Below are 26,535 nucleotides of genomic sequence, written 5' to 3' on the forward strand. Positions count from 1 at the left end.
GGAGCGGAACGACCGCGTGGCCGCTGTGAAGCTCGAAAGGCCGGACCACTTCGTGGACGGCGTCGCAGCCCGGCTCGAAACCGCCGGGCTGCCCTTCACAGAGAGCACGGAGGAGCCACATGAGCGAGCACATGAGCCAACTCCCGCAGGCGATCACGGGTTCGTACACCCGCAGCCGGCCGCTACCGCCCTACCGGGGCATCCTGGCCGTCGATGCCAAGGACTTCACCGGGCGCCCGGCCATCGAGCACGAGGCCATCAGCCGTGTCGTCCCCGAACTCCTCAGGACCGCGCTGGTCAGGGCGGAACTCCTGGAGCTCTGGGAGAGCCGTGTCTTCCCCGCCACGACCGGCGACGGGTATGTCTTCGGGTTCGATCCCGCGCTCATGCCCTTCGTGGTCCACCCCCTGCTGCTCACGCTCCAGGAAGTGCTGACCGACTACAACGTCCTGTCCCACGGGGCGGCGCCGATCAGGCTCCGGGCCAGCCTGCACATCGGCCCCCTGCCCGACACCGGCGACGAGTTCGGCGGCAACGGGACGGCCCGCAACGACACGCACCGCCTGCTCGACTCCCGGCCGGTCAAGGCGGTGCTGGCCTCCCACAAGGCCAACATCACGCATGTCGCGGCCATCCTCTCCGCCCGCTGCTACGACGACGCGGTGGCCGGTGGGTACACCGGGCGCCACCTCGACCACTTCGTCGAGGTCGCCGCGACGGTCGAGGGCAAACCGTTCTCCCAGAAGGCCTGGATCTACGTTCCCCAGCCCTCGGGGCCGCTCTACGAAGAGCCCGCGCCCGAGGGGACCGCCCAGGAGCCGGTGGCGGAAGCGCCCAGTCCGCTCGGGGGCGGCGATACGCGGAGCCCCGGCGTGAGGAACAGCGCGCCGCGGGGCAACATCAACACCGGCACCGTTCACGGCGGACAGAGCGTGGACAACTCCCGTACCGCCGGGGACCGCATCGCCGGGGACCACATTGCCGGGGACTACGTGGGCGGCAACAAGGCCGAGCGCGTCCGCGGCTTCCAGGGGGACAAGGTGCGCGGAAACAAGCGCCAGGGGCGGAAGTGACTCCGGACGCGGGCGCGCCGCCGGAGTGGGATTTCGCCGCCTTGATCGACGCCATCGGCGGGGCCGCAGGTGCCGCGGGAGCGTCGAGGCCGTTCGTGTACGCGCCGCACGGAAACATCAACGCAGGTTCCGTCCACGGCGATCAACAGGTGCACAACGCCTCTGCCCGCGAAGGCCGGGGGAGGCGGGCGGCCACGGTGCGCGAGGGGCCCATTCCGGAGGCCGAAGTGCGGGCTGCCGCCTTCGGGTTCGCGGAGCCGGACTGGTTCGGTCCCGCCCTCGGCAAGCTCCGCCCGGGGCCGCTCTTCCTCGTCGGCCGACCCGGCTCCGGACGGCGTACGGCGGCGCTCAACCTGCTGCGGCAGGCCTGCGGCGAGGACGCTCCGCTGCGGGCCTTGGACGGGGTCACCGAGCTGGACCGCTGGGAGCCCACCGACAGCTCGGCGCGCGGATATCTGATGGACGGGCTGTTCCCGAACCGGCCTCTGGGGTCGGGCGTCCTCGGCCATGTGCGCTCGCTGCTGGAGCAGGCCGAGGCACGCATGGTGATCGTGCTGCCCGATGACGCGGCCCTGCTGCACCGCCTCGAACACGACCTCCATATCCGCCCCACCTTCTGCGAACCGCCGCCTCCCGCCCGGGTGTTCGGCAGTCACTTCGAGGCGGCGGTACCGGGACAGCACGAACGCGAACGACTGCTCGCGGCTCTGGGCCACCGCCATGAGCTGGGGGACCTGCTGGTACCCGAGCTGGTGCCGGCGGAGGTGGTGGAGCTGGTGTCGGCCATCGTGGCCGCCGACGGTGATCCGGACGCCCTCGGTGACGTACGGGCCCGGCTGAGCTACCGGGCGGAGCGGGAAGTCCCGCAGCTCATAGCGGAGTTGTTTGGTGATCCGGACGCCCTCGCCTTTCTGCTGGCCGCCTGTGTCTTCGAGGGCCTGGACCACCGGATCGTCAGGGAGGAGGCCGACCGGTTGCTGGAGCTGTCGCAGGGGCGTCTGACGGCCATGCTTCCGGCGACGGATGCCCAGGGGGCCGAGAAGGCCGAGCGTCCGAACCCGGGCTTCGTCTTCCGGCGCCCCCTGACGGAACTGCTGCGCGCCGTCCGTGCCACCCGGCAGACGCGTGAGATCCGGACGGAGGGCGCCTACGCGCACAGCGTGGAAGCGGTGACGTTCGTCCGGCACCGACAGGCCGAAGCGGTGCTCCGGCACGTATGGCGTGAGTACGGGCAGCTCTCCGACCTGCTGGTCGCATGGCTGGGGGAGGTGCACCGCTCCGGTGAACTGACCCGCCCGGTGGGCGAAGTGATGGGCCGGGCCGCGAGTTGGGGAGGCGGTCGGCGGGCGCTGCGGCACATCGGAGCTCTGGCCGGGGCCGAGCGCACGACCGGCCGCCTCATCGCGGCCCACGCGCTGGGTATCGCGGCCGAGGACCCCGTACTGGCCGCGGAGGTGCGCTACCGCCTCCAGCAGTGGAGCGTGGCGGCCGACTTCCGGCTGCGGACCACGGTGGCGTACACGTGCGGCGCGGAGTTCGGCCTGTCCCGCCCGGCCGTAGCGCTGAAACTCCTGCGCACCCTGGTTCTCGGTGGCCCGGTTCGCGACGGGGCGGGCCAGGAGGCGGGCGACCGGGTCCGGATGGCGGTGCGGGCGGCGACCCTGCAACTGTTCCGCGCCGGAAACGAGGAAAGGGTATTCGGCCACCTTCTCGACTGGCTGGATGCGGAGCAGTCCGACACGGAACAACTGCTGGTGACCTTCGGCCAGTTGTTGCAGTATCCCCGGTGGTTCCAGTGGCATCTCGCCGAGGGGAGCCATCGAGGGCGGGCGATCACCGACACGATTCATCTCGCACTGAACACGGACGTCTCGTTCGACACCGTCTGTGCGGCGTTGCTGAACTGGTCCCAATGGGGCCAGTGGGACGGAAAGCTGGGCCGGGCGGTGGAGAACCTGTTCGCCTCCCTGGCCCGTTCCCTGCGACCCGGTGAGTTCCGCCTGTTCGTGGAAATGGAGGAGAAAGGGGTCGACGGCTGGGCAGGGCTGGAAATCGCACGGGACGCGCTCGGCAGATGGCGTTACGGAGAACGCGGAGGGCGCAGGGGGCGCAGGGAACACGGGGGACACGGAGAACCTGGGGAGGCGGCATGAACGACCAGTCCAACGAGCGTCTCTACTATCGAGCGTCCAGGCCGCCCTGGCGGGAAATCCTCAGCCACCGGTGGTCCGCCGCACGGGACTCGTCCCTGGTGCTCCGGAATGCCGACGGAGACTACTTCCTGCTCGGCGCCCCCGGAGAAACCGAGGACACCGGAGCCTATGTTCCGCTGCCCGACGAATCCGCCGCGCCTGGGATCGGCGGCAGTTACACCGATGTCTTCCGGGTCGACGTCACCGAGCACGTCGACATCCAGGCCGTCGGCCTTCCCACGGTGTACGGCAGGGAGTCCGTGGAGCTGTGGGTGGCGTGGTGGGTCCGCGATCCCGTGCGCGTCGTGCGGGCACAGACCCTGCACGGCTGGCACATGGTGCGCGCTCACCTCACCAGCGTCCTGCGCCACTTGACCGAGGCCCAGGAGTCGGCGGGCAGCGGACTCGGAGCCCCTGAGATCATGCAGCACCTCGGCGTGCCGCAACACCTGGAAGAGACCGGTCTGAGCTACCGGGTCCTGGACGTGCGGCTCCGGGAGACCGGCGAGGAACTGCGTCTCGGCCAGGACGAGGGCGACGGCGTGCGCTACTCGTGGACGACCAGCCGGCGCGGCGAGTACGAGTTCTGCCTCCAGGCCCTTCGTGCCGGACCGGCCTCGCTGGCAGCCCTCTGGTTGCTCAGGCACCCCGACCAGGTGCGCCAGGTGCTGGACTGGGCCGTCGACCACGAGCGGCTGCTCGTCCCGCCGCGCACCGACTGGCAGGAGGAACTGGCCGCACTGCTCGGCACGCTGACCGACCAGGAGCGCAAGGAGATCTCCTACCTTCTGCGCGACCGCCTGTCCGCACTGGGACGACCGGTTCCCGGAGTTCCTCTCTGAGGCGGGAAGACATATATTCGATATTCGGATGCATGGGCGGGCGCGCTGTCTTCGGGCAGCGCGCCCGCCCGCTTATGTCCCTCGGCTTATGCCCCTCGCCCCTCAGGATCTCAGGGTGTGACCACGGTCACCGCTTTTGCGGGTTCCGGGAGCGGACCCGCAAGCAGATGTACGGGAATCTCAAGGCGTCCAGAAGGAGACGCCTGAATCGGTTACCGGGGCGTCCGTATCGAAAGGGCGACATGCGATCCGAAGAGACCTGTCGTAAGGGTGAGATCGAGAACGCAGACGAGGGAAAGGGAAAGGGGAAGGGTAACGTCATCGAATTCCCCGGGGCGAGGGAAAGCGCCGAGCCGGCGAACCCGGCCCGCGAGACGCCGGATACGGCCCAGGAGCCGGACATCCCCCCGGCCACGGTCCTGAAAGCCGAGCGCGGGATCATCAACACCGGTACCGTGCACGGCGGTCAGCACATCACCGCCGTCGAGCTCCGCAGCCACGTCGACCCCGGAGCCGACGGTGACTTCTGAGCTCTTCCGGGCCGACGACCTCGACGACCTCGGCGCAGTCGTCGCGGCCCTTCCCGCCCGGCCGGACACGCTGGTCTATGCGCCCCAGGGCGCGTTCAACACCGGCACGGTGCACGGTGACCAGCGCATGAGCATGTCCGCCCCGGCGGACAGCGGCCCTGCTGCGGGACCGATGAGGCAGGGCCCCGTGCGGGCGAAGCGCCTGGCGGCGGTGAGGCGTCGCTTCGCGGCGCCGCCCGGGTTCGACGAAGCGCGCGCCGCACTCGACTCCGGCATTGTCGTGCTCATCGGCGAACCGGGCACCGGGCGGGAGACCCACGCCCTCAACCTGCTGGCCCACGGCAGGGAGGAACCCGTGGTCGTCCAGGTCGACGGGGCCGTCAACCTCTCCCGGTGGACACCGCGGCCCCGGGGCGTGCACGGCTATCTGGTGATGGAGCCTCCGGACCCGTTCGAGCTCCGGGCCTGGGACCTGTCCCGGCTGGAGGCCCTGTTGGCGGAGGCGGAGGCGGGAGCGCGGTTGGTCATCGTCGTCGCCGACGCCCCCGGACTGGGCGGAACCCTGGAGGACCGCATGGGCGTGCCGGTCCTGCGCCACCTCCCGCCGGACCCGGGGAAGGTCTTCGCCGCCCATCTCGCGGACGGCTGCCCCGAGCAGGAGGCGTCCGCCGGGTGGCTGCGTACGCTGGAACCCGGCCAGTTCGCCCAGCTGTTGCCCGACGGGCTGCCGCCCCGCAGTGCCGCGCAGACGGCGGAAGCCGTGATCCGGCTCGGCATCGTCGGCGGGTCCTCCGGCACCGAGGTGGTGCGGGCTCTGGCCCGGGCCGAGGGCCGGGAGATCGTCGCCCGCGCCCAGGCCGAACCGCCTCTCCTCGCCCACCTGGTCTCCGTAAGCGTCTACGGCGGTCTCCACTGGGGTGTCGTGGCGGAACGGGCGGCGGAGCTGCTGAGCGTCACAGGGACCGCCGGGCGGCAGGATCCCGCCCAGTGGGGCTCCGGCCAGAAGCCTGCCGACCCCCCTCCTCGGCGCCCCTGGCCCGACATCCTCCGCGCCCTCGGAGCACACCGGGCCCCGGGCACCGGCCAGGCCGACACGGGCACGGACGCCGTGTCCTTCTTCCGGCCCGCGGTGACCGAGACGGTGTGGGAGGTCCTGTGTCGTGAACACGCGTACCTCCTGCCGAAGTTGCACACCTGGCTCGCGGCGACCGGACACGAGGCCGACCAGATCGAACGCGCCGGCCGGGCGGCCGCCTCGATGGCGGCGGCCACCCTCGGCCGCTCCCTGGAGTACCTGCGCGACCTGGCGCTGGCACCGTACCCGGCGGCTCCGGAGGTGGCCGCCCGGTGCCTGGGTGCGGCGGTCAGGGACCCTGCCGCGGCGCGCACGGCGAGCGATCTGCTTGAACAGTGGAGTACGGAGACCGAAGCGGCCCTGCGCAAGGCTGTCGCGCACGCCTGCCACGCGGACCGGGGAGGGCTCGCCACCGGGCACGCGCTGGACCTGATCCACCGGCTCATGGACACGCCGACCGGCGGACCGGACGACGACACGGCCGTCTTCACCACCGTCGAAACGGCTCTGGTGCAGCTCTTCGCGACGGGCGACTCGCGGGCCAGAGTCACTGTCCTCGGCCGGATGCGGGAGTGGAAGGAGTGCGGCGGCGTCCCCGGTCTGCTGGCGGCCCTGGCCTTCCCCGGCATGGCGAGCGCGGACATCACCTGGTGGAGCGAGCGGATCCCCGGCGACGCCGAGGTGGCGTCGGGCGCCGTCGAGCTGACCGGGCACGCTCTCAACGAATCGATCACCTACGGAGCGATGCGTGACGCCCTGCTCGTCTGGTGCTGCGGCGCGGACGGGCCGGAGCACCAGGGCCGCCGGGCTCCGGAGGAGCTGTTCGACGGTCTGGTGGCCGCCCGGCAGCCCGGATTCCTGCGCTGGCTCCTCTCCGTCGAGAGAGGGCCGGACACGCTGCCCGGCAAGGGTCTGGCGGCCCTGGCGCTCACCGAGTGGCGCAGCAAGTCCCCAGCCCTGAAAGCGGATTAACCACGCGGCTTAACCACGCGGATTGACCACGCAGTTCGACCACGCAGTTCCACTACGCAGATTCACCACGCGGATCAACCACCCAGTTCCACCACGCAGATCGACCATGCGGATCGACCACGCGGACTCTCCCGGAGGAACCATGCCCCTTCCCCCTCACCCCGGACTCTTCTCCACCGTCGAGCGCCACTGCGCCGACAGCGACCCGACACCCCGGCTCCGGCTCTTCGACGGATCGGAACCAGCGGGCATCCCCCTCACCCTGGGGCAGGCCCGCCGCAAGGTCTACGACCGCTCCGTGTGCCCCCAGGGGCGCTCGGCCCTGTGGCACCAGATCGCGGAGCGCAGGCAGGGGGCGCCCGTCGGGTCCGACTGGCCGACGGCCGTTGTGTGGCTGGGACTTCCCGGACTCCGCCGCACCGCTTTCCGGCTCAGCCACGGCTTCCGCGTCGAACGGGGGGACGTCGAGGCCGAACTCGTCACCTGCTACCTCGAAGCGCTGGCGGAGCTCGGACCGGACACCCCCGACCCCGGCGGCCACGTGCTGCGCTCGGCCTGCTCGGGAGCGTGGGCCCTGTGGCGCAGGACCCGTTCCGAATGGGCGGTGGACGACGTGGAGACCACCGGGGGCGCTCCCCTCGACCCGGCGGGGGAGGGCTTCTGGGAGGCGGACTACGACCCGCCCGCTCGCCGGTCCGGACTCTCGGCGAACGTACGGATCACCGTCCCCGCGCACCGTGTGGAAGGTGTACGGCTCGGTGCGCTGGCCCGGGCCTGGGGAGCGGCGGACGCGGCGTCCGGCGTTCGGTACTCCGGCCGGGGCCGACAGGTCGCCAGGATGTCCCTCCGGCACGGCGGGAGGAAGGGATGAGCACCCACGCCGAGTCGCCTCTCAGCTTCCGCGAGATCTTCGACCTCCCGGTCAGTGTCGACCTGCGTACGGCCGCCAGGGCCTTCGGCATGTGCCAGGGCACCGCCTACCGGCTGATCGCGCAGGGCGACTTCCCGTGCCCCACGGTCCGGGTCGGCCGGCGCCACCGGGTGCTGACGGTTGACCTGTTGCGGGCGCTCGGCATCGAGGAGCGTCCGGTCTTCGCCGACGAGGTCGCCGACGGGGTCGCGCTGACGCTCTTCGACTGACCCTCTTCGACCGCCTCACCGTATCCGCCCCACTGCGACCGACCCACTGTGACTGACCTGTTTCGACTGAAGGAGCCTGCCATGCCCACGTGTCTCGCCATCGGCCGGACGGCCGCCGCTGACCCCCCGAGCCTGCCCCAGGACCTGTCCCCAGGCCTGTCCCCAGGCCTCTCCCCCGACGACCAGCGCCATCGGTCCACCACCTTCTACGAGGAGGTCGTTCGCCCCGCATGCGAACAGCTCGGTCTCACCTTCGTACGTGCGGACCGGCTCACGGAGGCCGGTTTACCCGGCGAACAGCTTCAGCGGATGGTGACCGAGGCCGACGTCGTCATCGCCGACCTCGGCGCACCCGACGCGGAGCTGGCCTTCGGCCTCGGTGTGCGGCACGCGCTTGGTCGTTGCACCGTCCATGTCGCCGAGACGGCTGATGGGCCCTCAGGACCCGCGGGAGTGACGCCGCACATCGCGTTTCCCGCACATTCGGCCGACGCCGCCGGGGCCCGGCGGCAACTCATCGGCGTACTGACCGCAACGGTAGGCGGGCTGACCGCAACGGTGGGAGGGCAGACGGTCCCGGCGCTGCCCGCGGCTCCGGCGGAGCCCTGCGTGCAGACCGCGGCCGAGCCCGATGAGGAATCCCCGGGCCTCTTCGACCTGGTCGTCGAGGCGGAGGCACAGATGGAGGCCATCACGGGCGACATGGAGGATGTGGAGTCCGCGCTGGCGGATCTCGCGGCGATGATGGAGCTGATCACGGAGGACATGGCCCGGGTCAGCCACCCCGGAGCCACGATGGGCGCGAAGCTGACGGTGATCCACCGCCTTGCCCAGGCCATCGACGGACCGGCCGACGACCTGGAGGCGGCCGCCGAGCGCTTCGCGGGGCGCATGGAGGCGAGCATGGCCGCGCTGAGGGCGTTCCTGGAATGGGCAGAGGCCACGCCGCGCGGCGAATGGCCCGAGGGCGCCGAGGAGTTGCTGACGGACGTGGCCGGTGCACCGTGGGACATGCGGTCCGCCGCGGTCGCCTTCCAGGAGGTGCTGTCGTTGATCGACCTGTTCGCGGCCTCAAGCCGTCGGCTGCGCGGACCGGCTCGCCGCGTCGGTACCTCCCTGCGGACCATCTTCGGGAGCGTGGCCGTTCTGGAGGAGTTGCAGGCGGCAGCCGCGAAGCTCAAGGGGTCCTGACTGTAAGGCCCGTATGGCCCGTATGAGCCCGTACTGCCTGTATGGCCCGCACGGGCCGTACGACCTGTAAGGCCTGCCGGGCCTGGAGGGCCTCTCGGCCCCCAGGAGGGGCCCGCGCTCCTAAAGCGCCTGGCTGCCCGACACGAGAGGCACGACCGTGCGGTCACCGAAGGCCGTCCACGGCTGCCAGCCACCGCTCGGCCGGGTCTGGACGCGAGTCCGGATCCGGCCCGCGGTGGTGACGGCGAAGACGTGCAGGCGGCCGGTGGCGTCGGGGGCTGCCGTGGGGGTGGCGACGAGACGGATGCCGGGCTCCCCGAACTCCCCGCCGGGGTGTACGTCCCCGCCGGGCGAGGTCTGCCAGCGGTGGTTGAGGCGGGCTCCGGCGGGGGTGAGGGAAAGTGCCTCCAGGCGGCCGTCGGCGTTCACGGCGAGGGCCGGGGCGGAGGCGCTCCAGGCGAACAGCGGTTGCCACGCGTCCCAGCCGCCGCTCGGTACGGACTGGCGTCGGGTGAAGGTTCCCAGGCCCGACGGGCCGATCGCGGTGACGGTGAGCCGGCCGCTGCCGTCGCCGGCCACCCGGGGCGCGGCACCGGCCGCGCTGCCGAACCGGTGCCATGCCGCGGTCCAGGGGCCGCCCGGTGTCTCCTGCCAGCGGTGGTCGATGCCCGCGCCGCCGGGGGAGAGGGCGAACACCTCCAACCGGCCGTCGGCGTTCGACGCGACCACCGGGGGTGCGCCCGCCGCCCCGCCGAAGCCGGGCTGCCACGGGTCCCAGGCGAGGGCCCCGGCCGACCGCTGCCGTCGCCGCGCGAGGGAGGCGCCGCCGGGGCTCAGGGCGAAGACCTCCAGCCTGCCGCGGGCGTCGCGCGCGACGGCGGGGGCGGCACCGGCCGGGCCACCGAACTCCTCCCAGTCGTACCAGCCGCCGTCCGGCCGCTGCACCCGGTGGTGCAGGTTGGCGCCGCCCGGGGCGAGCGAGAACACCTCCAGGCGGCCGTCGGAGGTGCGTCCGAGGGTGGGGACCGCGCCTGCCGGACCGCCGAAGGGCTCCCACGGCGACCAGCTGTCCGTGTGCGGATAGAGCTGGACGCGCCGCAGCATCGCACGGTCGGCGGCGTCGAGGGCGAACACCGTAAGGCGGCCGTTCACATCGAGGCCCGCCACCGGGTTGTCGGGGCTCTGCCACGGCGGCGGGGTGTCCCGCCAGGACAGGGGTGCCACGTACAGCCCGTTGCGGAACCAGCCCGCGGCGCTCGCGTACCAGTTCTCGCCGTCGCGGATCACCTCCACGGCGTGACCCGCCACATGCCCCGTACGGCCGGTCAGCTCGAAACGGAACGCGTCCCGTGACGCGAGGACATCGGTGCCCTCGTATCCGCCCCGGGGACCGATGAACAGGTAGTACCAGCCGTCCCGCTCGACGACGTACGGCGACTCGGTGACCGACACGGTCGTGTCCGTGCTCGCGTCGGTGAACGCGACGCCCGGCTCGCCCCAGTGCAGCAGATCGGCGGAGCGACGGTGGGCCACGACGTGGTGCCCGTCGCCTGTCGTGGAGGCCGCGGAGAGTTCCGTGTAGTACATGACCCACTCGCCACCGACCCGCAGCACCATCGGGTCCCGCGCGGCGCGCCCCCGGAACAGCGGTCCGGACGGTTCGCGGGTCCAGGTGAACAGGTCGGTCGACGTGGCGAGGTTGATCGCCGCGCTGTTCGTGCCGCCCGCCGCGTAGAACATCCAGAATCTGCCGTCCGCCTCGATGACGTGCGGCGCCCAGAGGTGTTCCTCACCGAAGTAGGACGGGTCGACGGTGAGTGCGTCGGGGTGGCTGGTCCAGGGCCCGTACGGGCTCGGCGCGGAGGCGTGGGCGAAGGACGTCTCCGCCGCGCTGTCGGGGGATTCGCCGCGCGGCGCGCTGTTCCCGACGATGCTGAACAGGTGCCAGCGGCCGTGGGCCCTGATCAGCGTGTGGTCGTTGAGATAGCGCGGGCCCGCGGAGGTGGACGGGTCGTAGACGTACGTGAACGGGCCCGCGCCCACCTGGTACGGGCGCGGGGCGCTCCCGGGCGCGGCTGCGGCGACGGCCGGGCCGGCGCCCAGGAGCGGGAGGGCGCCGGCGCCCGCCGTGCCGAGCAACAGGCTCCGTCTGCTGATCGGAGGCATGGGTTCCTTCGCGGGCATGAGGCCCTTCGCAGGTGTGAGGGCCTTCGCAGGTATGAGGCCTTCGTGGGATTGGGTCCTCCGGAGGTCAGTCGACGCCGGGGCCCGCCGAGTTGTTGAGCCAGTGCCACGGGGACCAGGTGGTGAAGCCGGTCTGCCTTTTGTGGAAGGTGCCGTCCTGGTTGGTGCCGAAGACCTCGATGCGGCCGTCCGCGTTGGTGGCGGCGGTGACCTCGGTGCCGCCGGTGCCGAAGGTCGCCCAGTCGCTGTAGGGGGCGTTCACGGCGGTCTGCCAGATGTGCATGGCGGTGGTGTCGTTCACGGCGAAGACCTCGACCCGGCCGTCGGGGGAGCGCTCGCTGGTGAGCTGCGAGTTGGCGGGGCCGCCCGTGGGGTCCCAGTCGGACCAGCTCGTGGGGCCGGTCTGATAGCGGTGGAAGACGCCGGTGGGGCCCGACGCGAAGATCTCCAGGCGGCCGTCGGCATTGTGATCGATCGTCAGATCATGGCCGCCTTCGCCGAATCCCTCCCACTCGGACCAGCCGCCGTTGGGGGCGGTCTGGTACCGGTGCCCAAGGGTGGTGCCGTTGAGAGCGAAGACCTCCAGCCGCCCGTCGGGTGCCTTCCCCATCTCCACCCGGCTGTCGGCGGGGCCGCCGCCCGTGGGCTTCCACCCCGACCAGCCGCCGTTCGGGGCGACTTGGTACTGGTGGAAGAGCCCTACCGGACCGGAGGCGTAGACCTCGATGCGGCCGTCGGCGTTGACACCGGCCGCGATGTCCCGGCCGCCGCCGCCGAAGTCCGCCCAGTCCGACCAGCCGCCCGAGGGCCGCGACTGCCAGCGGTGCTGGAAGGTGTTGCCGTTGATGGCGAACAGTTCCAGGCGGCCGTCGGCGTTCGGCGCGATGGCCAGTTGGGCGTTGCCGGGCCCGCCGAGCGACTCCCATTCCGACCAGTCGCCGTTGGCCTTCTGCTGCCATGCGTGATGGATGGCGTCGGCACCGGCGACGAACAGCTCCAGTCGCCCGTCCGCCGACCGCGCCGACACGACCCGTCCCGACTCCGACGGATACACGGGCGGTTGGGGACGGGGAACGCTGCCCGGGGTGCAGGGGAGCACCACGCCGCGCTCCGCGAGGTGGACCTCGGGGTCGATCCCGCGCGAGGCGGACCGGTCGCTCCAGATCCGCAGATGGAGGTGGGGGCCGGTGGACTGCCCCTCGGAGCCCATCAGGGCGATCTGCTGACCGGCCACGACCCGGTCCCCGACGGCGACGTCCCGTCGGCTCATGTGCCCGTACTCGGAGATCCGCCCGTCGGGGTGCTGGACCCGGATCCACTGGCCGTAGCCGGTGTTGTCGTACCCGGAGATGGTGACCTCGCCGTCGCCCACGGCGTAGATCGGCGTGCCGACGGCGTTGGCGATGTCGACACCGTTGTGGCCGTCGTGGAAGTGCTGGGACACGAAACCGGCGGCCGGGCAGGCCGCTGTGGCGGCGAGGGCGGCGGTAGCGGTAGTGGTGGCGGTGGTGGTCCGGGCGGCGGCCGCGGCCGGAGCCGCGGGCAGCAGCGTCGGCAGCAGCAGGGCGGCTGTCGCCGCGAGAACCCAGGTCAGCGCGCGTCGGGAGAGTCCTGGAAGCACGAGTCCTCCTCCCCTTGGCAGTCTCGGGGTGAGTGGGATGGACGGTCGGGACATGCGAACCAGCGGTACGCAGGGCAGTACGAAGGCAGTGTGAAGTGGTGCGCAAGACAGCACGGAGGCAGTGTGAAGCGGTACGAAGGCAGTGCGAAGGCGGTACGGAAGCTAGCAACAGGGCGGGGCCCAGTAGACCCCGGAACGTTACGGACTGACAGGCGGAACCACGTCGACTACACGGGAACGGTGCCGGAGCCGTCGTCCCGTTCGCCGCTGACGCGGTCCACGGGACGACGGCGTGAAGGGGAGAGGCCGCACCCCCTAGGTCATCGAGGGGCCGGAATCGTTCAGCCAGGCCCACTCCGACCAGGTGGCGAAGCCGGTCTGCCAGCGGTGGTAGACGCCGACATGGCTGGTACCGAACACCTCGATGCGACCGTCGGCGTTGTTGCCCGCACTGACCGACGTACCGCCGCCGCCGAACTCCTCCCACTGCGAGAACTCCGCGTTCGGGCGGGTCTGCCAGGCATGGCCCGCCGCCGTGCCGTTCATGGCGAACACCTCGATCCGTCCGTCGACCGACCGTGCCGTGGCCAGCTCGGCGTCGGGGAGCCCGGCGGTGCCGGTCCACTTCGACCACGAGCTCGGGCCGGTCTGCCAGCGGTGGAACACGCCCTCCGAGTTGGAGGCGAAGACCTCCAGCCTGCCGTCCTGGTTGTAGCTGGCGGCCACCGCGTGCCCGCCCGTGCCGAAGGTCTCCCAGGCGGACCACCCGCCGTTGACGCGTGTTTGGTACAGGTGCTCGAACGTCGAGCCGGACAGCGCGAAGACCTCAAGACGGCCGTCGGGCGCGGTTTCCATGGCGAGCCGCGCGTTGGCCGGGCCGCCGTGGGTGCCCCCCCAGCCGGACCAGCCGCCGCTGGGCGCGGTCTGCCAGCGGTGGAACACCCCTTCGGCGTTGGAGGCGAACACCTCGATCCGACCGTCGGCGTTGTTGCCCGCGGCCAGTTCGTGCCCGCCGGTGCCGAAGGTCTCCCAGTCGGACCATCCGGCACTGGGCCGGGTCTGCCACATGTGATCGAACGTGCTGTCCGACAGTGCGAACAGCTCCAGCCGCCCGTCGGCGTTGGACGCCACCGCCAGCTGCGCGTTGCGCGGACCACCCGCGAACCGCCATGGCGACCACGCGCCGTTCACCTCGGTCTGCCATGCGTGATAGACCCCGTCGGCCCCGGCGGCGAAGGCCTCCAGCCGCCCGTCCGCGGATTGCCCGGACACGATCCGGCCGGAGGCGTACGGGTGCTTGGGGCCGCCGCTCGTGCCGGACCACAACGCGTTGGCGATCAGCGTGGCGTCGCCCGCCTCGATCCCGTACAGGTGGCGCAGGTCCTCGCGCGGTTGCTGCACCTTCCAGCACACCTCGCCGATCGGCGCGTTGTTCCAGGAGCCGTCCGGGTAGCGCCGCTCCATGTCGTCGAGGAAGGCGTTGGTGGCGTAGGCCGGGTCCAGCCGCTGCTCCTTGCTGCCCCACCAGTCCTGCTGCTGGAACAGCCCGATGCTGGTGTGGTCGACCGCCTGGGAGTAGTTGTTCATGCTGGCTTCCACGATGATCGTGGCGATGGCGATCGCCGCGGCTCTCGGGTTGAGCCCCCGGTCCTTCACCGCCTGCGTGACCATCCGGGCACAGGACATCTTGTAGGCGTCCAGATATCCGGCCATCTTCGCCTTGAGCTGCGGGTTGAGCTGGGTGGCCATGACGCCGTCGGTGGCCGAGGGACCGGCCGGGTCGCACGGCGCGGTCGGAATGGCCAGGCCCTGAGGGCCGCTGAAGTACCGCGAGACACCGGACCGGTCGTCACCCGGCCCGGGAGCGGGCAGGGGCCGGGCCACGGCGACCGAGGCGGTCAGCCCGATGATCAACGCCCAGATACCGGCCACCAGGGCCAGCCCGGTGAATGCGCGGTGCGAGCCGCTTCCTGCCATGGTGTGCCTCTCCGTCGGGAACTCCGCTCGTTGGCGGCCGACAGTAGAAAGCACCGATGAAAAACCGATGGAATCGGCTCCCCCTGGCCCCCTGCCCCCCCCTGGCCCCCCTGCCCCCCCTGGCCCTCCCCATCCCGCCGCCCCGGGCGTTGTCAGTGCCTCCCCATAGAGTCGGAATCACCAGTCGGGGAGCCTCGGAGAGGGAGCACAGACATGTCCGCCAACAGGATTCAGCACAAGGTCAATCACGTCGCGCTGGTCGTGGACTGCTCGGGTTCCATGCGGCAGCACGAGAGTCAGCTCATCCGGGTCGTCGACGAGTTCGTGGCGGGGCTGAAGGCCGAGTCGGACAGCCTCGGTCATGAGACCCGGATCAGCCTCTACTCCTTCGACCACAGGGTGGAGAACCTGGTCTGGGACATGGACGTGAAGCACCTGCCGTCCATGCGGGGGCTGTACAAGGTCAACAACGGTGCCACGGCGCTCATCGAGGCCTCTCTCAAGTCCCTGGACGACCTGGGGCACATCTGGGAGGAGTACGGCGAGCACAGCTTCCTCCAGATCGTGGTGACGGACGGCGAGGAGAACGCCTCCGGTGGCGATCGGCGGCACGACGGGGACATGGCGATCCTCGGCCCCTGGCTCGACAGGATCGCGGCGAAGATGGGCCGGCTGCCGGGGCACTGGACGTCCGCGATCCTCGTTCCGAACTCGCTGGCGAAGCGCACCGCCCAGAACTACGGCTTCCCGGCGGGGAACATCGCCATCTGGGACGCGGATTCCCAGGAAGGTGTGGAGGAGGCGATCGGCACCGTGCGCGCCGCCGCCACCAGCTTCCTGCGCGGACGGGAACAGGGCGTGCGCGGTACGAAGAATCTGTTCGCCGTCGGCCAGGACATATCGGTGGACGATGTACGGGCGGTCCTCGAACCGATCCCGGCCGACAAGTACCGCCTCCTGAAGGTCGACAAGGAGATGGAGATCCGGCCGTTCGTCGAATCACACCCCGGTGTGGCGTATGAACGCGGCTCCTGCTACTACCAGTTGGGCGCCCGGGTGCAGGTTCAGCCGGGCAAGGAGGTCATCGTGGTCGAGAAGGACACCGACCGGGCGTATACGGGCGACGCGGCGCGCAGCCTCCTGTTCGGAACGGGCGTCCACGGGACCGTATCCGTGAAGGCCGGAAACAACCCCAAGCTGGAGGTGTACGTGCAGAGTCGTTCGGTGAACAGGAAGCTCAAGGCGAACACGCGTCTGCTCATCATGCTCTGACGCCTGACGCCTGACGCCTGACGCCTGACGCCTGCCCTATGCCTTCCGGCGTTCTGCCCTCTGCCCTCTGCCCTCTGCCCTCCGACTCTGTCTCCCTGGCCTCTGCTTGATGCCCGTGCTCAGGTCCCGGGGATCAGCTCGCACCGGCCGGAGCCGATGTGTCCAGGGCCACCGAGACGGCCAGCAGGCCGAGTGCCGTTCCCATCAGGTAGCGCTGGGCCCGGAGCCAGGAGGGGCGGCGGGCGAGGAAGAGCGCGATGGTACCGGCGGCCAGGACGACGCTCAGGTTGACGGTGAGGGCCACGGCGATCTGGACGGAGCCGAGAACGATGCCCTGAAGGAGGACGTTCCCCGCTTCCAGGCTGATGAACTGAGGGATGAGGGAGAGGTACATGATGGCGATCTTCGGGTTGAGCAGATTCGTCATCAGGCCCATGGTGAACAGCCTGCGCGGGGAGTCGTGGGGCATCTCCTGGGGGGGGCGAAGACGGAGACGCCCCCGGGCTTCAGGGCGCTCCACGCCAGGTAGGCCAAGTAGAGCGCACCGGCCATTTTCACAGCGACATACAGCGGGGGCACGGCGAGGAACACCATCGACAGGCCGAGGTTCGTGGCCAGCAGATAGACCAGGAAGCCCACGGCGACACCGCCGAGGGACACGACACCGGCGCGTCGGCCCTGGGTGATGCTCCGGGAGACGAGGTAGATCATGTTCGGGCCGGGGGTGAGCACCATGCCCAGAGCCACCATCGCGACACCCAGCACTCCACCCAGCTCAACCATGGCCACCCGCCGCTCTGTTCACGTCCCGAACACGTCCCGAACACGTCCCGACGTGCGCTGTCGCACCGGGGCAGCACCGGGATTGCTCCTGGTGTGGCTCGGGGCAATGCGAGTCTAGAGTCGCGCTTTAGCTCGGTTCAATACTGGACATTGCACTCGGTGCAATGATGTGTTTCGATGCCACTCACTGCGGTTCGGTGCCGTTCACTACGGGGGGTGAGGTCCGTGAAGGACTTCCGGAGCGTTGCCGACACGGTGGCGCGGGAGATCGCCGCCGGTCGGCTGAAGCCCGGGGAACGGCTCCCTCCGCAACGGGAGTTCGCTCGGCGGTACGGCATAGCCAACTCCACGGCGACCCGGGTCTACCAGGAACTCGCCCGCCGGGGCCTCACCGTCGGCCAGGTGGGACGCGGCACGTTCGTGCGCGATGCCCCCGGTGCGCCCGCGCCGGCCCCCGCCCTGTCCGAACCCGCCGTCGGCCGGGTGGACCTGGAGCTCAATCATCCCGTAGTACCCGAGCAGGCCGGGCTGCTCGCCGCCGGGCTCGGCAGGCTGGTGCGCCCCGAGCGGCTGGAGTCGGTGCTCCGGCCGGTCGGCCCCGACGGCACTCCCGCGGCTCGCGAGGCGGCGGCGGACCTGCTCGCGCGGGGCGGCTGGCGCCCCCTCCCGGAGCGGGTCCTGTTCGCCGGGAACGGCCGTCAGGCGATCTCCGCCGCCATCGCCGCGCTGACCCGGCCGGGCGCGCGGCTGGGCGTCGAGGAGCTGACGTATCCGGTGCTCAAGGCCATCGCCGCCAGGCTCGGCGTCACCCTCGTGCCCCTGGCCATGGACGCGGAGGGGCTGATCCCCGAAGCGGTGGAGGAAGCGCACCGCGCCGAACCGCTGCACGCCGTCTACGTACAGCCTGTTCTGCACAACCCGCTGTCCCTCACCATGCCCCCGAGCCGGCTGGACCGCCTGGCCGATGTGCTGCTCTCCTTGGGTATCCACGCCATCGAGGACGCGGTCTGGGCCTTCCTCCGGGGCGACCTGCCGCCCCTCGCGTCGCGGGCCGCCGAGCGGACGGTGCTCGTCGACAGCGTGTCCAAGCGGTTGTCCCCGGGGCTGTCCCTCGGGTTCGCCGTGGCTCCCGCCGCGCTGGTGGGGAGGGTGGCCGCGTCCGTGCGCTCCGGGGGCTGGGTGCCGATGCGGTTTCCGCTGGAGGCGACGTGCCAGTGGCAGGCGGACGGTGCTGTCGACCTGCTCGTACGGGCCAAGCGGCGGGAGGTCATGGCGCGCCAGGAGATCGCGCGGGCCCACCTCGGTGACTTCCGCACCCGAAGTGATCCCCTCTCCTGCTACCTCTGGTGGGAGCTGCCGAGCCCCTGGCGAGCCGACACCTTCGTCGCGGCCGCCGCGCGGCACGGCATCGCGGTAACCCCGGCGGCGGCGTTCGCCGTCGGCCGCCACCGTGGCCCTCAGGCGATCCGCCTCGGCCTGGCCTCGCCCACCGTGGCGACCCTCTCCCGCGCCCTGTCGACCCTCGGCGATCTCGCCCGGTCCGCTCCGGAGGACCTCGTTCAGGACTGACCGGAGGGCCTCGTTCAGGGCTGAGGTGGGACGGGGCGGAGCTGAAGCCCTTCCGGGACTTCTTCGGTAGTTCTGCGGTACTTCCGTGGCGCATCCGGCCGTACGCCTTCTCAAAAGTAGTGCTGTGTGAAATTGTACTGTCGCATAGCACCCTGCGTGCCCATGTCAAAAGCGGTTTCCGGGGTGCTGTAGCGCCGTCCATCCCATCCCCATCCCCCCGCACCCGTTTCGGGTGTCCTCCCGAGGAGGCAGCTGGTGAGACCAGCCCGGACGCGATGTCAACGCGCCCTCAGGCAAGCAGCCCTGACGCTCTGCATGTGCATGGGCCTGACCCTGCTCGGCGGCCCTGCGTACGCATCCGCCGCGCCGTCCCCGTCCCGGACCGCACCGTCCCTGTCCGTGGCCACTTCTCCGTCTGCCGCCGACAGGGCGGAGATCCCGCCCGTCGACGCGCTCAGCCGGAGTGGATCGGCCGAGCCCGAGCATGTCCGTGCCTCGGCGCTCCCGGTCGACGAGCGCGGGCCGGTTCCGGCCTCCGGTGAGGAGCGCAGACGGGACTACGACGAGCCTGACCAGGGGGCGGCCGCGGCCGAGGCCCCCTGCGATCCGGCCGACTTCACCTCCCGCACCGGCGCCGCCCTGGTTCGGCGGATCAAGGAGTCGACCGTCGGCTGCGTCAACACCCTGTTCGGCCTGACCGGGGAGAACGCCCGACTCGCCTTCCGCGAGGCGCAGATGGTGACCGTCGCGAACGCGCTGCGCGGCGCCTCCGACTACTACCCGGGTGACGATTCCACCGGCGTGCCGCAGCTGGTGCTGTATCTGCGCGCCGGGTACTACGTGCAGTGGTACAACGAGGCGGCCGTCGGCTCCTACGGGCCCGCGCTCACGGCCGCGATACGGCGCGGGCTCGACGCCTTCTTCGCCTCCCCGCGCTCTCGCGACGTCACCGACGCCAACGGCGAAACCCTCTCCGAAGCCGTCGTACTCATCGACAGTGCCCGGGAGAACGCCCGCTATCTCGGCGTGGTCGAGTGGCTGCTCACCGACTACGACAGCTCGTACAACGCCCTCTGGCACATGCGCAACGCCGTGAACAGCACCTTCACCGTGCTCTTCCGCGGGCACCAGCTCCCGGCGTTCGTCACCGCCGTCACGGAGGACAGCAGCACCGCCGACACGGTGCACTCCTTCGCCTCACGCACCCTCGGCCTGCTGGGCACCGATCACGCGTTCCTCACCATCAACGCGGGCCGCGAACTCGCCCGCTTCCTTCAGTACGACGCGCTGCGGCCCGCCGTCCGCCCGCAGGTGAGGGGGCTCCTCGGCCGGACGTCCATCACCGGCCCCACCGCCCCGCTGTGGGTGGGCCTCGCCGAGATGGCCAATCACTACGACGACGCCAACTGCGCGTACTTCGGTACCTGCGACCTCCCCGGCCGCCTGGACGACGCGGCGCTGCCCGTCCGGCACGAGTGCAGCGACAGTCTGCGCATCCGCGCCCAGGAGATGTCCGCCGCGCAGCTCGCCGCCACCTGCGAGAACCTTGCGGACCAGGACGCGTTCTTCCACGACATCGCCCGGGACGACGGGCCCGTCGCCGGGGACCTGAACACCCGCCTCGAAGTGGTCGTGTACGACTCCAGCGACGACTACGGCACGTACGCGGGCGCCATGTTCGGCATTGATACCGACAACGGCGGCATGTATCTGGAGGGCGACCCGACCGCCGCCGGGAACCAGCCGCGCTTCATCGCGTACGAGGCCGAATGGCTGCGGCCCGACTTCCAGATCTGGAACCTCAACCACGAGTACACCCACTACCTCGACGGCCGCTTCACCATGGCCGGCGACTTCGCCGACGGGATGACCACCCCGACCGTCTGGTGGGTCGAGGGCTTCGCGGAGTACGTCTCGTACTCCTATCGCCAACTCACCTACGAGAAGGCCCTGTCCGAGGCGGGCAAGCGCACCTACCCGCTGAGCACCCTCTTCGACACCACCTACGACAACAGCGACAGTGCCCGGGTGTACCGCTGGGGCTATCTCGCGGTCCGCTACATGCTCCAGTCGCACCGCGCCGACCTGGACATCGTCCTCGGCCACTACCGCGCCGGTGACTGGAACGCCGCCCGCACGCACCTGAAGTCCACGATCGGCACCCGGTACGACAGCGACTGGTACGACTGGCTCACCGCCTGCACGGCGGGCGACTGCGGCGGGATCACCGACCCGCCCAGCCTCCCCGAGTGCACCCTTCCCGACACGGCCCGGCTCGACCGCGACTGCGCACGCTCCGGGATCTCGGTCCGAGCCGGGGACTACGCCTACCTGTATCTCTATGTCCCCGCCGGAACACCGCGGTTGCGCATCACCACGGCCGGGGGAACGGGCAACGCCGACCTCTACCACCGGGCGGGCAGCTGGCCGAGCAAGACCTCGTACACCCACCGGTCCGCCGGGCCCGGGAACGCCGAGACGGTGACCGTGAACGCGCCCGAACCAGGCTGGCACTACGTCTCGGTCGCCGGTGAGCAGGCGGTCTCGGGGCTCGTGGTCTCCGCAGAGTACTGAGGGCGCCCTGCCCGCTGTCTGTCGTCGGGCAGCGGTCGCGGCATGCGGCATGTCACTTCGTCGTGTGGCACGTTGCTGCCGTGCTCAAGGGAGAGCACGCGCCATACGGCGCTCTTCTGTGTCGGCGCCGCGTGTGCCTACGGCGCCGCTCGTCTCGGTGTCCGTAGTCGACCGGGGGTCGGTCGCGGGCGGGACCAGTGGGTCAGGGGAGGGCGGCCTCTCCGTCTCGGGCAAGGGGCAGTCCCGGAAACGGAGTTGGTCGGCTTCTCACTCCGCCTCTGGGGGAGGGGGACTCGCCCAAGAGCTGCCTCCGGATACCGAGTTCGAGTGCAAGAGCGGACTCGTGGTCGCGGAAGGCCCCGAACCACGGAGTCTGTTGCGGGAGCGGGAGCGGGAGCGGGAGCTGACGCTGATGCCGGCTCCCGCTCCCGTCCGTCCCCGCCCTCGTTCAGCCGCCACCACGTCCACAAGTCGCGAAGGTGAGCAGCGCTGTGCGCAGCCGTCGTACCGTCCACGCCGTCGACTCCCGCACCGAGGGCATGCCGACCCGTGTCGTCACCGGCGGCATCGGGACCGTATCCGGGGGTCCAGCAAGGCCGACCGGCTCACCTACTTCCAGGAGTACCTCGACGACCTGTGCACCTGGCTGATGTACGAACCGCGCGGCCACGCCGCGATGAGCGGGGCGATCCGTTCCCGGCGGGGTTTCTGCTGTGACCGGCAGGATTCCGCTGGGACCGGGCGGCCGCGGGCGAAGCCCGCTGGGGTAACGTGATATTGCACTGATCGCTCGTCGCGAAGTTCGCGTCCCGCGCCCCGGAGGATGCCGTGGTCACCTTGCAGTCGCGCAAGCTGGTGTCGCCCACCGAGAACCTCCGCGACCAGGTGGCCCACGCCCTGCGCGCCGCGCTGATCGCCGGGGAGATCAAGCCGGGCGGCGTCTATTCGGCACCGGCCCTCGCGGCGGAGTTCGGCGTGTCGCCCACCCCGGTCCGCGAGGCGATGCTCGACCTCGCCCGCGAGGGCCTGGTCGAAGCCGTACGGAACAAAGGCTTCCGGGTGACGGAGATGACCGAGCAGGACCTCGACGAGTACACGGAGATCCGTACGCTCATCGAGGTGCCCACCGTCGGAAAGGTGGTCCGCGCCGCCACGCGGGAGCAGCTCGAAGCCCTGCGCCCGGGCGCCGAGGCCATCGTCGCGGCGGCCCGGGGCCACGACCTCATCGGCTACCTTGACGCCGACCGCCGCTTCCACCTCGACCTGCTGGCCCTCGGCGGAAACCGCCACCTCGTCTCGGTCGTCAGCGATCTGCGCAAGCGGTCCCGGCTCTACGGCCTCACCGAACTCGACGAGGCCGGGGTGCTCGTCGACTCCGCCGAGGAGCACGTGACGCTGCTTGATCTCATGATCGCGAAGGACGCGGGGGCGGCCGAGGCCTTGATGCGCCACCATCTGGAGCATGTACGGACCCTGTGGGCCAGCCGCCCGCAGCCGGAGAAGCGCAGCGCGCTCACCCTGCGTCGCTCCTGAGGGGCCTGAGTGGGCCCCGCTCCGTCAGGCCCGGGCGGCGGCCGTCATCCGCCGCAGCCCGGTGTACTGGAGTGCGGTGCAGACCGCCACGATCAGTGCGCCGATCAGCATGAAGACGACCCCGAACCCGGTCAGCGGTACGAAGTCCGCGAAGGCCGTCACGACGCAGCCGACGGCGCACAGACCGTTCACGGCGACGACGGTCAGGGCCAGGGCGGGCGGGATCACCGCGTAGCCCGCGATCAGCGCGAGCGAGGCCGCCCCGCCCATCTGGAAGATGCCGAACGCCACGGCGAAGGCCACCGGCATCCCGGTCGCGGAGCCCAACGGCGCAGCGGCGGCGATCAACACCACACCCATCACGGCGGTGCTCACACTGTCGACACGCAGCACCAGGCGCAGAAACCGTGCGGAGTCCCGTAGGGCCCCCGCGGAGGCGGAGGCGGGTGTCGATGCGGGTGCGGGCGCGGATGAGGGTGCGGCGGAAGGCGAAGGGGTGTGGGTCATCACGGATCTCCTTCGTTCGGTGGGGTGATGACACCGTGTCATGGGCCTTGCCCCGTATCCATGACCTCCCAGGTCATGGATACGGTGGGGGCCATGGACACCGACGAGGGGCCGCGCGTAGGCCTGTTGCTCCGCGAGTGGCGGCGACGCAGGGGGCTCAGTCAGCTCGATCTCGCCCTGAGGGCAGGCTCCTCGACCCGGCACCTCTCCTACGTGGAGAACGGCCGGGCCCGCCCCGGCCGGGAGATGGTCCTGCGGCTTGCCGAGCATCTCGACATCCCCCTGCGTGACCGCAACGGCCTTCTACTGGCGGCTGGTTACGCCCCCGCCTACCGGGAGTCGCCGCTCGACAGCGAGCGCATGGCGATGGTCCGGTCCGCAGTGAAGGTGATGCTGACGGGGCACGAGCCCTTCCCGGCCGTCGCGATCGACCGGATCTGGAACATCGTCGCGAGCAACGACGCGATGAACCTCCTGCTCGGTGTCGTGCCACCGCATCTGACGGAGTCCGGGGGCAACGTGATGCGCCTGATCCTCCACCCTGAGGGACTGGCCTCCCGGTGCCTGAACTTCGCCCAGGTCCGCGCCCACGCCCTCGGCAGGCTGAAGCACCAGGTCAACACCACTGGCCACCGCGACCTGCGGGAGCTCTACGAGGAGGTGTCCGGCTACCCGGACCCGCCGGACCTCGACCCTGACCTCGGCCCGGTCGACCCGACGGGCATCGTCGTCCCGCTGCGCATCCGTACACCGCTCGGCGACATGGCGTTCCTCAGCACGATCGCCACCTTCGGAGCCCCCGCCGATGTGACCCTCTCGGAGCTCGCGGTGGAGTCGTTCTTCCCGATGGACGATCAGACGGACACCCTGCTGCGCGCGCTGGCGGGACGCCGGTAGCGACGTACGCCAGTGACGACGTACGCCGGTAACGACGTGGGCCATTGACCACGCGCGACCGTAGCGACGCACGCCAGTACACGCCAGCAACGGCGTACCTCGGTAGCGGCGTCAGTAGCGGCGCGGCGCGGCCGGAGGTCGGGGTCCGGCGGGCGGCGGCGGGCGGCGGCGGGCGGCGGTGTCAGGCGCGGCCCGTGCAGTCGCAGCCCGCCTCGTCGACGATCCGGGCGATCAGGCCGTCATCCGGCGCGCCCCCGGTGGCGCCTGTGCCTGGGCCCGTACCGATCTCGACCTCGACCACGAGGGCGGACTCGATCCCGTCGGCGCAATGGGCCGTCGGCAAAGCTCGACCCCGTTTGACTCCATACCCCCAGGGGGTATTGTCGAAGGTGTGGTCGCGACCCGGCGGCCTCGACGAGGGAGTGGGTCATGAATACCGGGCTCAAGATCACGGCCTTCGCGGCGGCGCTCGCGGCGACCTTCGGGACGGCGTACGCGGTGGGCAGCGCGCTGGACCCCGCGATCGCCGAGAAGGGGCAGTCCCCGCACGGCGAGGCCCACGGCGTGAAGGAGTATCCGAAGGGTGAAGGGGTTCAGGAGGAGAAGCGGGAGGCGGCCGAGCTCCCGGGCGGGTTGCGGATCTCCGAGGGCGGCTTCGCCCTCGATCTCAGGACGCCGAGGGTCGAGGCGGGCAAGGAGGCCGAGCTGCGCTTCGCCGTCGTGGACGAGGCCACCTCCCGGAACGTGACCGCGTTCCGCCGTGAGCACGGCAAGGAGCTGCGCCTGGTCGTCGCGTCGAACGACCTGACGACCTACCGGCGCCTGCACCCGGTCCGGGCCGCCGACGGCACCTGGTTCGCGCCCGTCGAGCTGCCGGAGGCCGGCGGCTACCGCGTCTTCGCCGACTTCACCCCGGACGTGAAGAAGGCCGAGAGCCTCACCCTCGGCGCGGACCTCTCCGTCGCGGGCGACGCGCGGCCCGAACCGCTGCCGCGTGCCGAGAAGGCGGTGACCGTCGACGAGTACGAGGTCACCCTCGACGGCGTCCTGCGCCCGGGGGCGGGCAGCGAGCTGAAGCTCAACGTCGAGAAGGGCGGCAAGCCTGTCACCGACCTCCAGCCCCACCTCGGTGCGTACGGGCACCTCGTGGCCCTGCGCTCCGGCGACCTCGCCCATCTGCACCTCCTCCCGAACGGAGGGCCGGGCGACGGCAGGACGAAGCCGGGTCCGGAGATCTCCTTCACCGCGACAGCCCCGAGCAAGGGCGCCTACCGCCTCTTCCTCGACTTCCAGCACGAGGGCGAGGTCCGTACGGCCGCCTTCACCGTCCACGCCGGAGAGGCCGCCGCCGGGAATCCGGCCCCGGAGGGCGGCGAGTCCGCCCCGCACGAGCACTGACGGGCGGACTGCGGGAGGGGGCTGGAGAGGGTTTGGAGGGGGGTCTGTTGGAAGTGGCGAATCCTTTAGCTTAGGCTTGCCTAACTTTCACTCGTTCGGTCAACCTGAGGACCCTCCATGCTCGGCTCCACCCGCGTGCGTCGCCACACCCTCGCCGCTTCGGCCACCGCCGTCGCTCTCGCCGTCGCCCTGACCGGCTGCTCATCGGACAGCGGCAGCGACAAGGACAAGGACGGGGCCAAGGGCACGGCGAAGAGCGGCGGCGCCTTCCCCGTCTCGATCAAGAGCTCGCTCGGCACCGCGAAGATCGAGGAGAAGCCCGAACGCATCGTCACCCTCGGCCAGGGCTCCGCCGAGACCGCGATAGCCCTCGGCCAGACCCCGGTCGGCATCGAGAGCTACCCGTGGGGCAGCGACGAGTCCGGCTACCTCCCCTGGATCAACGAAGCCGTGAAGAAGTCCGGCGACAAGCTGCCCAAGCAGTTCGCCGGCGGCGAGGAGATCGACTTCGAAGCGATCACCGAGCTTGAGCCGGACGTCATCCTCGCCCCCTGGTCGGGCCTCACGCAGAAGCAGTACGACGTCCTCAAGGACATCGCCCCCACGGTCGCCTACCCGGACCAGGCGTGGAGCACCGACTGGGACCAGCAGATCGACATCATCGGCAAGGCGCTGGGCCGGACGGAGGACACCGACGGCCTCAAGACGAAGATCGAGAAGCAGCTCGCCGACGCCGCGGCCACCCGGCCGAACTACAAGGACGTCACCTTCTCGTACATCTACAACTCCGGCCCCGGCACCCTCGGCGTCTTCAAGCCCGAGGAGCAGCGCGTCAAGATGGTCTCGTCGCTCGGCCTGAAGGTCGACCCGGTCGTCAACAGCTTCAAGGAGACCCCCGGCACCGACTCGGCCCTCATCGGCCTGGAGAACGCCGAGAAGCTGAAGGACAGTGACCTGATCTTCACGTTCTACACGGACGAGAAGAACCGCAAGGAGATCGAGGGCCAGAAGCTGTACGGCGCGATCCCCGCGATCAAGAAGGGCGCCGTCGTCGCGAGCAATGACAACTCCTTCGTCACCGCCTCCTCGATCATCAACCCGCTGACCGTGCCGTGGACGATCGACCGTTACCTGCCGCTGATCGACGAGGCCGTCAAGAAGGCCGGCAAGTAACCCCGTCCGGGTATCCGATCCGCCGAGGCCAC

At 70.8% G+C, this 26,535-nt stretch carries 20 protein-coding genes and 2 pseudogenes; 16 read left to right on the forward strand and 6 right to left on the reverse strand.

Annotation, left to right across the window (positions count from 1 at the left end; translation table 11 throughout):
* The first annotated feature begins 119 nt into the window (after nt 1–119).
* The 8 genes from RI138_RS26630 (at nt 120) to RI138_RS26665 (ending at nt 9,015) form a co-directional block, all read left to right on the forward strand.
* Nucleotides 120–1,073 carry a hypothetical protein gene (locus RI138_RS26630; protein ID WP_311121919.1) on the forward strand — a complete coding sequence of 318 codons (954 nt, stop codon included), beginning with the start codon at nt 120–122 and terminating at the stop codon, nt 1,071–1,073.
* Complete coding sequence (locus RI138_RS26635) at nt 1,070–3,226, forward strand: hypothetical protein (protein ID WP_311121920.1); 2,157 nt, start codon at nt 1,070–1,072, stop codon at nt 3,224–3,226. Before RI138_RS26630 ends, RI138_RS26635 begins: the two co-directional genes overlap by 4 nt.
* Complete coding sequence (locus RI138_RS26640) at nt 3,223–4,107, forward strand: hypothetical protein (protein ID WP_096630242.1); 885 nt, start codon at nt 3,223–3,225, stop codon at nt 4,105–4,107. Before RI138_RS26635 ends, RI138_RS26640 begins: the two co-directional genes overlap by 4 nt.
* Nucleotides 4,108–4,349: 242 nt before the next feature.
* Nucleotides 4,350–4,637 (forward strand): S-type pyocin domain-containing protein, encoded by a 288-nt coding sequence (locus tag RI138_RS26645; protein WP_311121921.1) that lies wholly within the window; start codon nt 4,350–4,352, stop codon nt 4,635–4,637.
* The gene (locus tag RI138_RS26650; protein ID WP_311121922.1) at nt 4,627–6,684 is read left to right on the forward strand and encodes a hypothetical protein; all 2,058 of its coding nucleotides are present in this window, start codon (nt 4,627–4,629) and stop codon (nt 6,682–6,684) included. Before RI138_RS26645 ends, RI138_RS26650 begins: the two co-directional genes overlap by 11 nt.
* Before the next feature lie 142 nt (nt 6,685–6,826).
* Nucleotides 6,827–7,555, forward strand: a complete 729-nt coding sequence (locus RI138_RS26655; protein ID WP_311121923.1) for a hypothetical protein — start codon at nt 6,827–6,829, stop codon at nt 7,553–7,555.
* Entirely contained in the window at nt 7,552–7,824 is a 273-nt protein-coding gene (locus RI138_RS26660; RefSeq protein ID WP_311121924.1) for a helix-turn-helix domain-containing protein, read from the forward strand. Before RI138_RS26655 ends, RI138_RS26660 begins: the two co-directional genes overlap by 4 nt.
* Nucleotides 7,825–7,905: 81 nt before the next feature.
* Nucleotides 7,906–9,015, forward strand: a complete 1,110-nt coding sequence (locus tag RI138_RS26665) for a hypothetical protein (protein WP_311121925.1) — start codon at nt 7,906–7,908, stop codon at nt 9,013–9,015.
* 120 nt (nt 9,016–9,135) lie between these two features.
* Here the strand turns inward: RI138_RS26665 and RI138_RS26670 are convergent, their stop codons facing one another.
* The 3 genes from RI138_RS26670 to RI138_RS26680 form a co-directional block, all read right to left on the reverse strand.
* A complete protein-coding gene (locus RI138_RS26670) occupies nt 9,136–11,181 on the reverse strand; it encodes a family 43 glycosylhydrolase (RefSeq protein ID WP_311121926.1) in 2,046 nt (681 codons plus the stop codon).
* Nucleotides 11,182–11,266: 85 nt separating this feature from the next.
* Nucleotides 11,267–12,820, reverse strand: a complete 1,554-nt coding sequence (locus RI138_RS26675; protein WP_311121927.1) for a peptidoglycan DD-metalloendopeptidase family protein — start codon at nt 12,818–12,820, stop codon at nt 11,267–11,269.
* Between the two features lie 315 nt (nt 12,821–13,135).
* Entirely contained in the window at nt 13,136–14,797 is a 1,662-nt protein-coding gene (locus RI138_RS26680; RefSeq protein WP_311121928.1) for a peptidase M23, read from the reverse strand.
* A gap of 213 nt (nt 14,798–15,010) precedes the next feature.
* Here RI138_RS26680 and RI138_RS26685 point away from each other — a divergent pair, with 213 nt between their 5' ends.
* Nucleotides 15,011–16,069, forward strand: coding sequence for a vWA domain-containing protein (locus RI138_RS26685; RefSeq protein WP_311121929.1), 1,059 nt, complete (start codon nt 15,011–15,013; stop codon nt 16,067–16,069).
* A gap of 133 nt (nt 16,070–16,202) precedes the next feature.
* On the opposite strand, the pseudogene RI138_RS26690 reads toward RI138_RS26685, so the two are convergent.
* Nucleotides 16,203–16,852, reverse strand: a pseudogene (locus RI138_RS26690) (LysE family translocator).
* A gap of 225 nt (nt 16,853–17,077) precedes the next feature.
* Here RI138_RS26690 and RI138_RS26695 point away from each other — a divergent pair.
* From RI138_RS26695 to RI138_RS26710, 4 genes and pseudogenes are all read left to right on the forward strand, one after another.
* Nucleotides 17,078–18,421, forward strand: a complete 1,344-nt coding sequence (locus RI138_RS26695; protein ID WP_311123019.1) for an aminotransferase-like domain-containing protein — start codon at nt 17,078–17,080, stop codon at nt 18,419–18,421.
* Nucleotides 18,422–18,736: 315 nt separating this feature from the next.
* On the forward strand, nt 18,737–20,995 hold the full coding sequence (locus tag RI138_RS26700) for a M9 family metallopeptidase (RefSeq protein ID WP_311121930.1): 2,259 nt from the start codon (nt 18,737–18,739) through the stop codon (nt 20,993–20,995).
* A gap of 491 nt (nt 20,996–21,486) precedes the next feature.
* Nucleotides 21,487–21,686, forward strand: a pseudogene (locus RI138_RS26705) (proline racemase family protein); the annotation flags it as partial.
* A 137-nt stretch (nt 21,687–21,823) separates the two neighbouring features.
* Nucleotides 21,824–22,528 (forward strand): GntR family transcriptional regulator, encoded by a 705-nt coding sequence (locus RI138_RS26710; protein WP_096631943.1) that lies wholly within the window; start codon nt 21,824–21,826, stop codon nt 22,526–22,528.
* Nucleotides 22,529–22,552: 24 nt separating this feature from the next.
* On the opposite strand, the gene RI138_RS26715 is transcribed toward RI138_RS26710, so the two are convergent.
* Nucleotides 22,553–23,035, reverse strand: a complete 483-nt coding sequence (locus tag RI138_RS26715; RefSeq protein WP_311121931.1) for a hypothetical protein — start codon at nt 23,033–23,035, stop codon at nt 22,553–22,555.
* Between the two features lie 93 nt (nt 23,036–23,128).
* Here RI138_RS26715 and RI138_RS26720 point away from each other — a divergent pair, with 93 nt between their 5' ends.
* The gene (locus RI138_RS26720) at nt 23,129–23,932 is read left to right on the forward strand and encodes a helix-turn-helix transcriptional regulator (protein ID WP_311121932.1); all 804 of its coding nucleotides are present in this window, start codon (nt 23,129–23,131) and stop codon (nt 23,930–23,932) included.
* 181 nt (nt 23,933–24,113) lie between these two features.
* On the opposite strand, the gene RI138_RS26725 is transcribed toward RI138_RS26720, so the two are convergent.
* Entirely contained in the window at nt 24,114–24,275 is a 162-nt protein-coding gene (locus RI138_RS26725) for a hypothetical protein (protein ID WP_311121933.1), read from the reverse strand.
* Nucleotides 24,276–24,361: 86 nt separating this feature from the next.
* Here RI138_RS26725 and RI138_RS26730 point away from each other — a divergent pair, with 86 nt between their 5' ends.
* Together RI138_RS26730 and RI138_RS26735 are read left to right on the forward strand one after the other, a co-directional pair.
* Entirely contained in the window at nt 24,362–25,330 is a 969-nt protein-coding gene (locus RI138_RS26730) for a hypothetical protein (protein ID WP_311121934.1), read from the forward strand.
* Between the two features lie 117 nt (nt 25,331–25,447).
* Entirely contained in the window at nt 25,448–26,503 is a 1,056-nt protein-coding gene (locus RI138_RS26735; protein WP_311121935.1) for an iron-siderophore ABC transporter substrate-binding protein, read from the forward strand.
* The last annotated feature ends 32 nt before the right edge of the window (nt 26,504–26,535 follow it).

The organism is Streptomyces durocortorensis, assembly GCF_031760065.1.
In the GTDB taxonomy this organism is placed as follows: domain Bacteria; phylum Actinomycetota; class Actinomycetes; order Streptomycetales; family Streptomycetaceae; genus Streptomyces.

Excerpts from the sequence above, each read along its gene's own strand:
- RI138_RS26630 (WP_311121919.1), top strand. The coding sequence starts at position 120 with ATGAGCGAGCACATGAGCCAACTCCCGCAGGCGATCACGGGTTCGTAC.
- RI138_RS26640 (WP_096630242.1), top strand. The coding sequence starts at position 3,223 with ATGAACGACCAGTCCAACGAGCGTCTCTACTATCGAGCGTCCAGGCCG.
- RI138_RS26645 (WP_311121921.1), top strand. The coding sequence starts at position 4,350 with ATGCGATCCGAAGAGACCTGTCGTAAGGGTGAGATCGAGAACGCAGAC.
- RI138_RS26655 (WP_311121923.1), top strand. The coding sequence starts at position 6,827 with ATGCCCCTTCCCCCTCACCCCGGACTCTTCTCCACCGTCGAGCGCCAC.
- RI138_RS26660 (WP_311121924.1), top strand. The coding sequence starts at position 7,552 with ATGAGCACCCACGCCGAGTCGCCTCTCAGCTTCCGCGAGATCTTCGAC.
- RI138_RS26665 (WP_311121925.1), top strand. The coding sequence starts at position 7,906 with ATGCCCACGTGTCTCGCCATCGGCCGGACGGCCGCCGCTGACCCCCCG.
- RI138_RS26670 (WP_311121926.1), bottom strand. The coding sequence starts at position 11,181 with ATGCCTCCGATCAGCAGACGGAGCCTGTTGCTCGGCACGGCGGGCGCC.
- RI138_RS26680 (WP_311121928.1), bottom strand. The coding sequence starts at position 14,797 with ATGGCAGGAAGCGGCTCGCACCGCGCATTCACCGGGCTGGCCCTGGTG.
- RI138_RS26685 (WP_311121929.1), top strand. The coding sequence starts at position 15,011 with ATGTCCGCCAACAGGATTCAGCACAAGGTCAATCACGTCGCGCTGGTC.
- RI138_RS26700 (WP_311121930.1), top strand. The coding sequence starts at position 18,737 with ATGTGCATGGGCCTGACCCTGCTCGGCGGCCCTGCGTACGCATCCGCC.
- RI138_RS26715 (WP_311121931.1), bottom strand. The coding sequence starts at position 23,035 with ATGACCCACACCCCTTCGCCTTCCGCCGCACCCTCATCCGCGCCCGCA.
- RI138_RS26720 (WP_311121932.1), top strand. The coding sequence starts at position 23,129 with ATGGACACCGACGAGGGGCCGCGCGTAGGCCTGTTGCTCCGCGAGTGG.
- RI138_RS26730 (WP_311121934.1), top strand. The coding sequence starts at position 24,362 with ATGAATACCGGGCTCAAGATCACGGCCTTCGCGGCGGCGCTCGCGGCG.
- RI138_RS26735 (WP_311121935.1), top strand. The coding sequence starts at position 25,448 with ATGCTCGGCTCCACCCGCGTGCGTCGCCACACCCTCGCCGCTTCGGCC.